The 13,753-nt window shown below is 66.3% G+C and carries 8 protein-coding genes and 1 pseudogene; 8 read left to right on the top strand and 1 reads right to left on the bottom strand.

All coding sequences use genetic code 11. The features are described 5' to 3' along the window. The first annotated feature begins 70 nt into the window (after positions 1-70). The 5 genes from QMG52_RS02580 (at position 71) to QMG52_RS02560 (ending at position 8,533) form a co-directional block, all read left to right on the top strand. The gene (locus QMG52_RS02580) at positions 71-3,598 is read left to right on the top strand and encodes a bifunctional proline dehydrogenase/L-glutamate gamma-semialdehyde dehydrogenase (protein ID WP_283558878.1); all 3,528 of its coding nucleotides are present in this window, start codon (positions 71-73) and stop codon (positions 3,596-3,598) included. Positions 3,599-3,789: 191 nt separating this feature from the next. Continuing rightward, a complete protein-coding gene (locus QMG52_RS02575; RefSeq protein ID WP_283558877.1) occupies positions 3,790-4,497 on the top strand; it encodes an alpha/beta fold hydrolase in 708 nt (235 codons plus the stop codon). 153 nt (positions 4,498-4,650) lie between these two features. Then, on the top strand, positions 4,651-6,036 hold the full coding sequence (locus QMG52_RS02570) for a cystathionine beta-synthase (RefSeq protein WP_283558876.1): 1,386 nt from the start codon (positions 4,651-4,653) through the stop codon (positions 6,034-6,036). Between the two features lie 13 nt (positions 6,037-6,049). Further along, the gene (locus QMG52_RS02565) at positions 6,050-7,210 is read left to right on the top strand and encodes a cystathionine gamma-synthase (protein WP_283558875.1); all 1,161 of its coding nucleotides are present in this window, start codon (positions 6,050-6,052) and stop codon (positions 7,208-7,210) included. A 633-nt stretch (positions 7,211-7,843) separates the two neighbouring features. Then, positions 7,844-8,533: a transglycosylase family protein gene (locus QMG52_RS02560; protein ID WP_283558874.1), complete on the top strand. Its 690-nt coding sequence runs from the start codon at positions 7,844-7,846 to the stop codon at positions 8,531-8,533. Between the two features lie 511 nt (positions 8,534-9,044). Here QMG52_RS02560 and QMG52_RS02555 read toward each other — a convergent pair. After that, positions 9,045-10,255, bottom strand: a pseudogene (locus QMG52_RS02555) (amidohydrolase). A gap of 241 nt (positions 10,256-10,496) precedes the next feature. Between QMG52_RS02555 and QMG52_RS02550 the strand changes: the two are divergent. From QMG52_RS02550 to QMG52_RS02540, 3 genes are all read left to right on the top strand, one after another. Continuing rightward, on the top strand, positions 10,497-11,261 hold the full coding sequence (locus QMG52_RS02550; RefSeq protein WP_283558873.1) for an SDR family oxidoreductase: 765 nt from the start codon (positions 10,497-10,499) through the stop codon (positions 11,259-11,261). 262 nt (positions 11,262-11,523) lie between these two features. Beyond that, positions 11,524-12,144 (top strand): PadR family transcriptional regulator, encoded by a 621-nt coding sequence (locus QMG52_RS02545; RefSeq protein WP_349361648.1) that lies wholly within the window; start codon positions 11,524-11,526, stop codon positions 12,142-12,144. Positions 12,145-12,217: 73 nt separating this feature from the next. Then, positions 12,218-13,696 carry a DHA2 family efflux MFS transporter permease subunit gene (locus QMG52_RS02540; RefSeq protein ID WP_283558872.1) on the top strand — a complete coding sequence of 493 codons (1,479 nt, stop codon included), beginning with the start codon at positions 12,218-12,220 and terminating at the stop codon, positions 13,694-13,696. Positions 13,697-13,753 lie beyond the last annotated feature (57 nt).

Raw genomic sequence — 13,753 nt, 5'->3', positions numbered from 1 at the left:
TATTTGATACTAGTCACATACTGGAGGAACGAGCACCTAAAGACACCAGCAGAAGGATCCGATTCCCGCTATGACCAGCTCAACCCAGGAAGCCGCAGTGCCCTCCTCGAACACCGCGGGCTTCCGAGCGGGCAGTTCCGCCGCAGACCCGCAGGAACTCGCGGACGAAACGGTTGCCGTCGTACGACGTTGGCTGACCGACGCCGCAAAGGTGCCGGTGGACGTCTCCGCCAGCCGGCTCGCCGGCGTCCTCAAGGACCCGAACGGGCTGGACTTCACCGTCGGCTTCGTGGACGGCGTGATCCGGCCCGAAGATCCCGCCGTGGCTGGACGTAACCTGGCGGCCCTGGCGCCGAAAGTTCCGGCCTTCCTGCCCTGGTACATGCGCGGCGCCGTCCGACTCGGCGGGGTGATGGCTCCGGTGATGCCGCAGTTGGTCATCCCGATCGCCCGCCGGGTGCTGCGCGAGATGGTGGGACATCTGATCGTGGATGCCACCGACGCCAAGCTGGGCCCGGCCATCGCCGGGATCCGTAAGGACGGCGTGGATCTGAACGTGAACCTTCTGGGCGAGGCCGTGCTTGGCGGGCACGAGGCGCAGCGGCGGCTGGAGGGCACCCGGAAACTGTTGGCCCGGCCCGACGTGGACTACGTTTCCATCAAGGAATCGTCCACCGTGGCCCCGCACTCGCTCTGGGGCTTTGACGAGGCGGTGGAGCATGTGGTGGACACGCTGACTCCGTTGTACCGCCTTGCGGCCTCCTTCCCGAAGCCCAAGTTCATCAACCTGGACATGGAGGAGTACAAGGATCTGAGTCTGACAATTGCGGTCTTCACCCGCATTCTGGACCAGCCGGAATTCAAAAACCTGGAAGCCGGGATTGTACTCCAGGCCTACCTGCCGGATGCGCTCGGCGCCATGATGCAGCTGCAGGAATGGGCCACCGCCCGGCGCGCTCAGGGCGGCGCTCCCATCAAGGTCCGCGTCGTGAAGGGCGCCAACCTGCCGATGGAACAGGTCGAAGCGTCCATCCATGACTGGCCGCTGGCCACCTGGGGCAGTAAGCAGGATTCGGACACGAACTACAAGCGCGTCATCAACTATGCGCTGACGCCGGAGCGCATTGATGCCGTCCGGATCGGCGTTGCCGGCCACAATCTCTTTGACGTTGCCTTTGCCTGGCTGCTGGCCCAGCGGCGCGGGGTGACTGCGGGAATCGAGTTTGAAATGCTGCTCGGCATGGCCACCGGACAGGCCGAGGTGGTGCGCAAGGATGTGGGCCGTTTGCTGCTGTACACCCCGGTGGTACACCCGGGAGAGTTCGACGTCGCCATCGCCTACCTGATCCGCCGTCTGGAAGAGGGCGCCAGCCAGGACAACTTCATGTCCGCGGTCTTTGAACTCGCCGACAATGAGGCCCTGTTCGAGCGCGAGAAGCAGCGCTTCCTCGACTCTCTGGCTGGCCTCGACGAGGCCGTGCCGGCGCCGAACCGCAGCCAGGACCGTAACCGGCCGGCCAGCCCCGCGCCGTCGGACGGTTTCGGGAACACCCCGGACACGGATCCGGCGCTGCCGGCCAACCGGGCCTGGGGCCGGGCCATCCTGGACCGCGTCCCGTCCTCCACGCTGGGCAAGGCGACGGTGCAGGCCGCGACCATCATCGACGCGCAGACCCTTGACACCGTGATCGAGACCGCGGTGCAGAAGGGCAAGGCGTGGGGGGCGCTCAGCGGTGCCGAGCGCGCCGCCGTCCTGCACCGCGCGGGAGATGCGCTGGAGGGCCGCCGTGCTGGCTTGATCGAGGTAATGGCCGCGGAGACGGGAAAAACCATTGACCAGGGCGACCCGGAGGTCAGCGAGGCCATAGACTTTGCGCATTTCTACGCCGAGCGCGCCAAGGAACTGGACATGGTCGACGGCGCCACCTTCGTTCCGGCGAAGGTCACCGTGGTGACGCCGCCGTGGAACTTCCCGGTGGCCATCCCCGCCGGCTCGACGCTGGCAGCGCTCGCCGCCGGGTCCGCCGTCGTTATTAAGCCCGCCACCCAGGCCCGGCGTTCCGGCGCCGTCATGGTGGAGGCGCTATGGGAAGCGGGAGTGCCCCGCGACGTGCTGGCGCTGGTGCAGCTGGGTGAGCGCGAACTGGGGCAGCAGCTGGTGGCGCATCCCAGCGTGGACCGCGTGATCCTGACCGGCGGTTACGAAACCGCCGAGCTGTTCCGGAGTTTCCGCCCGGATCTGCCGCTGCTGGCTGAGACCTCGGGCAAGAACGCCATTATCGTCACGCCGAGCGCGGATCTGGATCTCGCGGCCAAGGACGTTGTCCACTCCGCCTTCGGGCACGCCGGGCAGAAATGCTCCGCGGCCTCGCTGGTAATCCTGGTCGGCAGCGTGGCAACCTCCAAGCGCTTCCATCATCAGCTGGTCGACGCAGTCCGGTCGCTGAAGGTGGGCTACCCCGCCGACGCCACCGTGCAGATGGGCCCGATCATTGAGCCCGCGAATGGGAAACTGCTCAATGCGCTGACCACACTGGGCGAAGGTGAGAGCTGGGCCGTGAAGCCGGAACAGCTCGATGAAACCGGCCGGTTGTGGTCCCCTGGCGTGCGCTCCGGCGTGCGGCGCGGCTCCTACTTCCACCTGACCGAATTCTTCGGCCCGGTGTTGGGCGTAATGACCGCCGCCACGCTCGAAGAGGCCATCGCGATGGCGAACCAGATTGAGTACGGCCTTACCTCCGGGCTGCATTCGCTGGATTCGGCGGAAATTGGCGTGTGGCTGGACACCATCGAGGCCGGTAACCTTTACGTGAACCGCGGGATCACCGGTGCCATTGTCCGGCGCCAGCCCTTCGGCGGCTGGAAGAAGTCGGCCGTCGGTGCCGGCGGCAAGGCCGGTGGCCCGAACTACTTGATCGGTCTGGGCAGCTGGGTTCCGGCCGAGCTTGAGTCCGGGTCCAAAGAGGCGGCTGGGGCTCTGACGGCTGTCGCCGATCTGCCTCCTGTCAGCACGAAACTGTCCGCGGCCGCCAGGGCCGCCGGCAGCGCCCTGTCCACGGAGGAGGCCGCCGCGCTGGCCCTGGCCTTGCGTAGTGATGCGGCGGCCTGGGCCGAGGAGTTCGGCACCAGCAAGGATGTCTCCCAGCTCAGCGCGGAACGCAACATCTTCCGCTACCGCCCGATCCCTGTCACGGTCAGGCTGTCCGAGGGGGAGCCGCTGGTGTCCCTGCTCCGAGTGCTGGCCGCCGGCCTGCTGGCCGGATCGAAGCTCACGGTCTCCAGCGCCGTCGAGCTTCCTGTTTCCTTGACGTCCGCCCTGACAGAACTGGCGGCTGAGCACCTTACCGTGCGCATAGAGGACGACTCCGTGTGGCTGGCCCGTGCGGCACGGCTCGGCGCCGGCCGGATCAGGCTCATCGGCGGTGACAGCGCGGCCCTGAGCGCCGCCACCGGGGGGCGTCCGGACGTGGCCATTTATCCCGGTCCTGTGACGCCCGCCGGCCGGATCGAGCTCCTGCCGTTCCTGCGCGAGCAGGCCGTCAGCATCACCGCACACCGGTTCGGCACCCCGAACCGCCTCTCGGCTGCGCTGATCTGACCCGGGGGCGCCCGGACCAAATCCGCCGAGCGGCTCGGACTCTGAATTCTGGCCACGTTTTGGGAAATTGCGTCGGAAATTTCGGCGGCTCATCCGGATTGCCGCAGTGTCGTCCCCGAAGGTGGGCAGAACTCGGAGCGGGGTCAGATTGCGCCCGGAGGTCCGAGGTACCCAGAGGGTAGAGTCTCGTCATGGACATCATCCTGGTTCCCGGTTTCTGGTTGGACGCCTCGTCGTGGTCGGAGGTCACCCCGGCGCTCGTCGCGGCGGGCCACCGAGTCCATCCGCTCACGCTGCCCGGGCTGGAGGCGGTGGATGCACCGCGGGCCGGGATCGGCCTGCGCGATCACATCGACACGGTCGTGGCGAAGGTCGACGCCATCGACGGGCCGGTGGTCCTCGTCGGCCACTCCGGCGGTGGCGCCGTCATCCACGGTGTCGTCGACGCGCGCCCCGACCGTGTGGCCCGCGCCGTGTACGTGGACAGCGGTCCGCTCGGCGAGGGCGCAGCCATCAATGACTCGCTCCCAGTCGAGGGGGATGACGTGCCGCTGCCGCCGTGGGACGACTTCGAGGAGGCCGACCTCATCGACCTGGACGACGGGCTGCGGGCCATGTTCCGCGCACGCGCCGTCCCGGAGCCCAGGCTTGTCACCTCCGACCAACAGCACCTCCACGACGAGCGCCGCTATGACGTCCCAGCCACTGTCATCGCATGCGAGTTCCCGTCCGCCGTGCTCGCCGAGTGGATCGAGGCCGGCCACCCTTACGTGGCGGAGCTCGCACGCATCCGTGAAGTGGAATACGTGGATCTGCCCACCGGGCACTGGCCCCAATTCACGAGGCCGGCGGAGCTTGGCGCGGCTCTTCTTGCCGCTGTCGACCGCCGCCCGAGGTGAAGCCTGCTGCCGGCGTCAAACTGTGACCACCTACCGGCGATTCATGCCGGGGTTCCCCGGCGTCTCGGAGGAGGACGCCGAGCTGGCCGGTGCGAAAGGCGCCAAAGCCCTGTCCGGTTAGCCCTGCGGTTGACCAGCCCATAACCTTGGAGTATGAAGTACGCCAACTCCGTCCTGGACCTGATCGGCAACACGCCCCTGGTCAGGCTGAACAAAATCACCGAAGGCCTTGCCGCCACCATCCTGGTCAAGCTGGAATACATGAACCCGGGCGGCTCCGCGAAGGACCGGATCGCGGTGAAGATGCTTGACGAAGCCGCGAAGGAGGGCCGGATTGCCCCGGGCGGGACCGTCGTCGAGCCGACCTCCGGCAACACCGGCGTGGCCATGGCGATGGTCGCCCAGCAGCGCGGCTACAACTGCGTTTTTGTGGTCCCCGACAAGGTGGGTGAGGACAAGCGCGCGGTGCTTCAGGCCTACGGCGCCGAGGTTGTGGTGACCCCGACGGCGGTGGCCGCGGACAGCCCGCAGTCCTACTACGGCGTCTCCGACCGGCTGGTCCGCGAGATTCCGGGGGCCTACAAGCCGGATCAGTTCTCCAACCGGAACGGCCCGCTGAGTCACTACGAGACCACGGGCCCGGAGATCTGGCGGGACACCGACGGCAAGGTAACGCACTTTGTCGCCGGCGTGGGCACGGGAGGAACCATTACCGGCGCCGGCCGCTATCTGCGCGAGGTCTCGGCGGACCGCGCAGAGCACGACGGCGGCGAGGTCCGGATCATCGGGGCGGACCCGGAAGGCTCGGTCTACTCGGGCGGAAGCGGGCGCCCATATTTGGTGGAGGGAGTCGGTGAGGACATCTGGCCGGCGTCCTATGATCCGGCGGTCCCGCACGAAATCATTGCGGTTTCGGACGCCGACAGCTTCGCCATGACGCGCCGGCTTGCCCGCGAAGAGGGTTTGCTGGTCGGCGGCTCCAGTGGCATGGCGGTGGTGGCCGCGCTGGAAGCCGCAAAGGGGCTGGGACCCGATGACGTCGTCGTCGTTCTGCTGCCGGACAGCGGCCGCGGCTACCTGGCTAAAATCTTCAACGACAAGTGGATGCAGTCGTACGGCTTCCTCAAGATCCACGAGGAGCCGGCGATCGGTGAGGTGCTGCGAAGCAAGAACGGGCAGTTGCCGGCGCTGGTGCACATCCACCCCAACGAAACCGTCCGCGACGTGATCAACCTGATGAGCGAATACGGTGTATCGCAGATCCCGGTGCTGACGCAGGAGCCGCCGGTGGTGATGGGTGAGGTGATCGGGGCCGTGGACGAGCGGACCCTCACCGGCAAGCTGTTCCGCGGCGAGGCCAAACTGACGGACAAGATCACCGAACACATGCAGCCGGCGCTGCCGATCATCGGTTCACTGGAGCCGATTTCCGCCGCGCGCAGCAAACTGCAGGACGTGGACGCGCTGATGGTGACCTTTGTCGGTGCGCCGGTTGGCGTGCTGACGCGGCATGATCTGCTGAACTACCTCAACGACTAAGGCAGGAACGAAGATGAGTCAAGGATTTAATACCCGCGCCGTGCACGCCGGCCAGGAGCCGGACGCCACGACGGGTGCCGTCGTGCCGCCGCTGTACCAGACCTCGACTTTCGCGCAGGACGGCATTGGCGTGCTGCGCAATGGCTACGAATATGGCCGCGGCACCAACCCGACACGGGACTCGCTGCAGACGCAGCTCGCGGCGCTGGAGGGTGGGGAGCATGCGTTCAGCTTCGCGTCCGGGCTCGCCGCCGAGGATGCGCTGATCCGGGCCGCGTTGGTGCCGGGGGACCATATTGTGCTCGGCAACGACGTCTACGGCGGAACCTACCGGCTGATCAACAAGGTGCTGTCCGTGTGGGGGATCAGCAACGCAGCCGTGGACATGTCCGACCACGACGCGGTTCGGGCTGCCGTCGGGGCCGGCGGCCGCGACGGCAAGACCAAGATGATCTGGGTCGAGACGCCCTCCAACCCGATGATGAAGATCACCGATATCGCCGTGCTGGCACGGATCGCGGGCGAGGCCGGGGCGGTGCTGGTGGTGGACAACACCTTCGCCTCCCCGTACCTGCAGACCCCGCTCGCTTTGGGAGCTGACGTCGTCGTGCATTCCACCACCAAGTACATCGGCGGCCATTCGGATGCCAGTGGTGGTGCCGTGGTGCTCAATGACGCGGCTCTGGCGGAGAAAATCGGCTTCGTGCAGTTCGCCGTCGGCGCCGTGTCCGCGCCGATGGAGGCCTGGCTGACCACCCGCGGGCTGAAGACGCTGGGCGTGCGGATGGACCGGCACTGCGGGAACGCGCAGCGGATTGCCGAGTGGCTGCTGACCCGACCCGAGGTGGAGCGCGTGCTGTACCCGGGTCTGCCCGATCATCCCGGGCACCAGCTGGCGGCAGGCCAAATGCGGAAGTTTGGCGGCATGATTTCCGTGCAGTTTGCCGGCGGGGAGGCTGCGGCACGCACCGTGGCCGAGTCCACGCGGGTGTTTACGCTGGCCGAGTCGCTGGGCGGGATCGAGTCGTTGATGAACTATCCGTCGGAGATGACGCACGCCTCGGTCAAGGGCACCGAGCTGGCCGTCCCGGAGAACCTGATCCGGCTCTCCGTCGGCATCGAGGATATTGAGGATCTGCTGGCGGATTTGGAGCAGGCCCTCAACCTGCTCTGAGCCGCCTCCTGTATCGACATCGATGGGTATGGACGGGGCGGGGGTCAGACCGAGAGCCGGTACGCGCGGAGGGCGCGCATCGCCACCCATGTCTGACCACGGCCAAAGCCGCCTGAAGCCCCAGCTGGACGCCCAATACGGGGTGACCTGCCTAGCCTGCCGCCCGACGATGACGACCCATTCGAAGGGGATATTGGCCGCCGCATTCTGCACCCATTGCGTCGAGAGCTTCGTGTCCATGATGGGATGCGGGGCCCGGCGCGGTGGGCAGCAGGCGTCGATTGGATGCCTGCGGACCGCACGGTGCACGCTGATTGTCGACTGGCGGACGGATGGGCTCTTGGTGGGAGGGAGCTCCGTAGACCATCCAGTAGCCGGTTTCGTCACGGGAATATAACAATCTAGTCATTTCTGTATCGATTTGGCATCGGCCCGGGGGGTGCTTTACCGTGGAAGAAGCCCTTCGGGGCCGGCGGCACCACGAGGTCCGCCAAGAAAACGCCCGGGTCTGCCCCACACCGCACGCCGTCATGACGGCAGGTACCGGAAGTAACCTCCACACCAACAGGCTCGACGGCGACGCGAAGAAGTCCGGGGACGGGCGGAGTGCAGGTGGCCTTCGGAGCACCACTTATGAAGAACACCAAATTTGGCCGCAATGTGCGCCGTGGCGTCGCAGTTGCAGCAATCGCCGGTGCAGGCCTGGCTATTTCCGGAACGGCTGCCCAAGCGGCGCCGGAGAGTACCTGGGATGCGCTGGCCCAGTGTGAAAGCGGCGGCAATTGGAGTATTAACACTGGGAACGGCTTCTCCGGCGGCCTGCAGTTCACGCCGAGCACCTGGGCTGCCTACGGCGGAACGGGTGCACCCGAGAACGCGTCCAAGGCTCAGCAGATTGCCGTAGCCGAACGCGTTCAGGCCGGCCAGGGCTGGGGCGCTTGGCCCGGCTGCTCCGCCAAGTTAGGTCTCTCGGGTGGCGGCGGCGCGCCGGCGGCGGTTCCGGCACCTGCGCCGGTTCAGGCGCCTGCGCCGGTTCAGGCGCCTGCGCCGGTTCAGGCCCAGCCGGTGGCACCGGTCACCGTGCAGTCCGTAGCCGAGGCACCCATTGCCCAGGCTCCGGTGGCCCCCGTGGCTCCCGTGGTTCAGGCTCCGGTTGCGCTGAGCGGGGAAACCTACACTGTGGCCTCCGGCGACACGCTTAGCACCATTGCAGAAAAGGTGGGCCTGGCTGGCGACTGGGAGGCCCTGTACAGCGCCAATACCGGCACAATCATCCATCCGGACCTCATCATGACAGGCCAGGTCCTGCAGCTTCCCGCCTAGCAGGCAATGCGGCATCGCCGCGGCCGTAACCATCACCACGGACGCAGCGGTGGAAAGTGTCCCGCCCGTCGAAAGCGCCCCGGTTCCATGAGAATCGGGGCGCTTTTGTGCCGTATTCAGGTTTCTGCCCGCTCGTCCAGCAGTCGCCGCCAGGTCTGGTTGCCGGCGTTTCGACGGCGGTAAGGGTTCAGCAACGTGGTTAATGCAAGGACGCGATGGAGGGGAATCCATGGAATCTCATGACGCGCGAAGTCAACAACCGGATCCGGGCGACTCCCTCCCGCGGTGCTACGGTCCCAGCGAAGGCCCCGTCTGTATTGTAGAAGTCCAAGGCCCGGAAGCAGTGCAGGACCGGAAGCTGGCGGAGCGTCGAGGGAGCGATGTTCCAGCCTGTCGCCGTCCAGACGTTCGCCGTCGGACTGGCAACGATCTCAGCCGCCATGGTGCTGGAAGCCGTTCGATGGGACCGCCGCCGTTCCTGGCGCCAAGTCGGTCCCGCTAGCGGGGAGGGCTAGCGGGGAGCGACAGCTCCCTGCCGGGTTTCGCCGTCGTACTTGTAGACCTGCTTCCCACCGATCCAGACCCTCAGCGCCCGCTGCATAACGTCGAGCGGGTGGCCGCTCCACAGCACCAGATCCGCATCCTTGCCCTGCGTCAGCGAGCCGATCCGGTCCGCCAGCCCCAGCACCTTGGCCGGGTTGATGGTGATGGCCCGCAGCGCCGTCTGCCGTCCAGCCCTTCCTTGACCGCCAGCGTGCACTGGTGCACCAGGAAGTTGACCGGCACAACCGGGTGGTCGGTGATGATGGAGATTTCGACGCCGGCTGCGGCCAGCTTGCCCGGGTTCGCCAGCGATCGCCCGCGCAGTTCCACCTTGGATTTGGTGGTGAACAGCGGCCCGATCAGCACCGGGATGCCCCGCTCTGCCAGCACATCGGCCAGCACATGCGCCTCCGTCCCGTGGTCCAGCACCAGCTCGTAGCCGAATTCGTCAGCCAGCCGCAGCGCCGTGGCAATGTCATCGGCGCGGTGGCAATGCTGACGCCAGGGGATTTCCCTGCGCAGCACCATGGCCAACGCGTCCAACTGGGCGTCGCGGGCGTTCTTGTCCGCCTTGGCCATGTAATTCTGCGCGTCGATGAAGGCCTTGCGGATCACCATCGCGGTGCCCAGCCGGGTGGACGGCGTCTGTTTTTTGTCCCCGTAAACGGTCTCCGGGTTCTCGCCCAGCGCGGATTTGAGTCCGCTGGGGGAGCGGAGCACCATCTCCTCGATGTAGCGTCCATGCGTGTGCAGCGCCACGGCCAGGCCGCCGATCGGGTTCCCGGAACCGGGATTGATGTTGACGGAGGTGATGCCGCCGGCCAGCGCATCATCAAATCCGGGGTCAAAGGGGTCGACGGCGTCAATGGCGCGGACCGCAGCCATGTTCGGGTCTGTCATCTCGTTGACGTCGCTGGTGGAGCCTACCTCGCCCTCCGGATGCATGCCCAGGTGAACGTGAGCGTCGATGAATCCGGGCAGCAGCCAGGCGCCTTCGGCATCCAGAACCTCGGCTCCGGCGGGAATCTTCACCTTCGGCCCCAGCGCGGAAATCCGGCCGCCCGTGATCACCACATTCCCCTCGAATGGCTCCCCGTCGATGGGGACCACATGGGCATTGGTGACGGCCAGGGGCTTTAGTTCGCGCGGTCTGTTGCGGGAGACTGGAGCTGTGCTCATGGAAGACCCTTTCGCCGGGGTTCGTGACTGTCTTCCAACCTACCCCGTGACCCCGACAACGATGGCGGGGGACGGCGCTCGCCAGGCGCCCAGTGCCCTCCGTCGGCGGCTGGACTGCCACCCCTTCGGCTCCGAGGAGCCCGCGGCGGAGCAGAATGGCGGAATCGGCCGCTGAAAGAGCACCTCAGATGTTCGATGGGGCGGATTAAGGGACGTCCGTCTGCGCGGTTATGCTGGCTGCATGCCTGAGAGTATGGAACGGAAAACCGCACTGGTCACCGGCGTCGGCCGCACGGCGGGCAGCGGCGCCGCCATTGCCCGCAGACTCGCCACGGACGGCTGGGATCTGCTGTTGAGCTATTGGCAGGACTATGACGCGCGGATGCCATGGGGCGTCCAGCCGGACGACGTCGGCATCCTCACCGCCGAGCTGCAGGCGTCCGGTGCGACGGTCAACTCGTTTCCCGCCGACTTTGAGGACCCAACCGGAGCGGACGGGCTGATGGCACGGGCCGCCGTCGTCGGACCGCTCAGTGGACTGGTGCTCTCACACTGCCAGTCCACCGATTCGTCCATTCTGGACACCACGCTCGAGAACTTCGACCGTCATTTCGCCGTCAATACCCGTGCCAGCTGGCAGCTGATCGCTGCCTTTGCCCGGCAAATACCAGGCGACGGCGGCGCCATACTTGCGCTGACCAGCGACCATACCGTCCACAACCTGCCATACGGCGCCTCCAAGGGAGCACTTGACCGGATTGTCATCGCCGCGGCCCGGGAGCTGGGGCCGCTGGGGATCAGCTCCAACGTGCTCAACCCCGGACCCGTCGACACCGGCTGGATGGACGACGCTACCCGGGCCGAGCTGACGTCATTGCAACCGACCGGACGGCTCGGTATGCCGGTCGACGTCGCCGGCGTCGCGGCTTTCCTGCTCTCGCCCGCGGGGCGCTGGGTCAGCGGACAACTGATCAAGGCCGACGGCGGTTTCTCCGCCGATCGCTAGCACATTCGGTCCGCCTCTGGTCCGCGCGTGCTCCATATCTGAGGTGCCCATGATGGGTCCGTGGGTGATGAACTGCCCCAGGAAGCGCACCTCTGATGTGCGGGTAACGGGGGCTCTCAGATATGGGGGAGGCTCTCAGGCGCGGGGGAGGTCCTGCGGCGGGCCACGACCAGGGGATGAGGATGGGGAAGCGGTGTCTTAGTCAAGTTTGTCTAATCATAAACTGAATAATACGATACTGTCCGTGCCCAAACGCTAGCCCATCGCCCTCGCCGTTCTTGCCCTGCAGGCGGAAGCACCCATGCACCCCTACCGGATGCAGGCGCTGATAGCGGAGCGAGGCAAGGACGAGGTCATCAATGTCAGCCAGCGGGCCAGCCTGTACAACACGATCGACAGACTGGGCAGGGATGGTCTGGTCCGGGTGCGGGAAACCATTCGTGAGGGGCATCGGCCGGAACGATCCGTCTATGAGATCACCGCTGAGGGCCGCGAAGCCGCGGCAGCGTGGATGGGCGAAATGCTATCCGCTCCGCGGCACGAATACCCGGAATTCCCGGCGGCGCTGGCACATTTGCCGCTGCTGGAACCTGCCAGCGCTGCAGAGTATCTGCGCATCCGGCGCGCAGCGTTGGGCGCCGACGTGCAGCGGCTGAGCGCGGGAATTTCCGCTGTCGAGGACACGATTCCGCGGTTGTTCCTTTTGGACGCGGAGCTGAACCTGCAGGTCAACCGCACGGAGCTCGCTTGGTTGGACGGACTGATTGACGATCTGACGACAGGGGCGATGACATGGAGCCGCGAGTCTCTGCAGGGCTTTGCCCACGAATTGGAAACACCGGAAGATCTTGAGTCACGAAAACCAGAGGACCACGAATTATGACACGAATTTTCCTGCCGGTGGCGCTTCTCTGCGCACGCGGGCGCACCCGGCTGCTGCCCGCGGAGCTGGCCCAATGAGCGCGCTGCACACCGGTCGGGCCCGGTCTTTTGCCCTGATCTCGCTTTTTCTTGCTTCCTTCATGGAGCTTCTCGACGCGACCATTGTCAACGTCGCCCTGCCCCAGATCGAACAATCCCTGAGCGCCCACAGCAGCGAACTGCAGTGGATGGTGGCGTCCTACACGCTGGCACTGGCAATCGGCCTGATCACCGGCTCGCGGCTGGGCGACATCTACGGGCGCAAACGGCTCTTCGTCGCCGGACTGGTTCTGTTCACCCTCTCCTCCGTGCTCTGCGGGCTGGCGATGAATCCTGAAATGCTGATTGCCTCCCGGGGACTGCAGGGCTTCGCAGCGGCGGCGATGATTCCGCAGGTGCTCTCCAGCATCCAGGTCATGTACAAGCCAAGCGAGCGGGCCGGTGCAATGGCCGGATTCTCCGCACTTGCCGGAGTCGCCGCGGTGTCCGGCCCGATCCTTGGGGCCGTCCTGACGGATGCGGATCTCTTTGGCTGGGGCTGGCGGACCATCTTCTTTGTGAACGTTCCGGTCGGAATCTTCGCCGTGCTGTGCGCCATCCGGTTCATCCCCGAATCCGCCGCCCCGGTGCGCCACCGGCTGGATATTCCGGGCGTGCTGATGCTGGCCGCCGGAATACTCGGCGTACTCTACCCGCTGACCATGGGCCGCGAGCAGGACTGGCCACTGTGGACCTTTTTGATGATGGCGGCCGGGGTGCTGATCCTGTTGGGATTCGTCGTCCTGCAGCGGCGTGAGGAACGCGGCGGCGGCGAACCCCTGGTGGCAGTTTCGCTGTTCAAGAACCGCTCCTTCGCCGCAGGCATCGCGCTGATGATGCTCTTCTTCATTCCAATGAACGGCTTCTTCCTGATCCAGACCCTGTTCCTGCAGCTGGGGCTGGACTACCCGATCCTCAAATCCGGGCTGACCATGATCCCGTTCTCCGTGATGGTGCCGATTCTGGCTGGCCTCTCTGCGGCGATCCTGGCCCGGAAGATTGGCAAGGTGGTGCTTCAGCTGGGTCCGCTGGTGATCGCCGCCGGCTTTGTGGTCCTCATCTTTACCGTCCAGGCGGCCGGTGCCGGTGTCACGCCGTGGCAGCTCATTGCCGGGCTGGCACTCGGGGGCGCGGGCTTCGGCATGGTCGTGGCCCCGGTGGGAATCTTCGTGCTCTCCGAGGTTCCGGTGAAGAGCGCCGGTTCGGCGTCCGGGCTATTCAACACCACCACCCAGCTCTCCGGAGCCCTCGGTGTGGCGATCATCGGCACAATCTTCTTCAACGCCCTGGACGCCGGCACCGGCACCAGCAGGCCGGCAGTCTTTGCGGGCGCCTTCACCAGCACCATGTGGATCATGGCTGGCGGCATGGTCCTGGCCGCCGTCGCCGCGTCCTTCCTGCCGCGCTGGGCACCGGAAACCGATCCGCTGGAGTCAATCGAAGCGGATCCCACGCCCGCAGAGTCCCGCGCGTAGACCCCGCCCCGCCCCGTCACCCCCCCCCCCCCCCCCCAACCCCCCCCCCCCAAACCC

The sequence above is a fragment of the Paenarthrobacter sp. PH39-S1 genome (genome assembly GCF_030063245.1).
In the GTDB taxonomy this organism is placed as follows: domain Bacteria; phylum Actinomycetota; class Actinomycetes; order Actinomycetales; family Micrococcaceae; genus Arthrobacter_M.
Note: the sequence above shows the minus strand (reverse complement) of the source record. Positions and strands in the feature narration are given on the sequence as shown.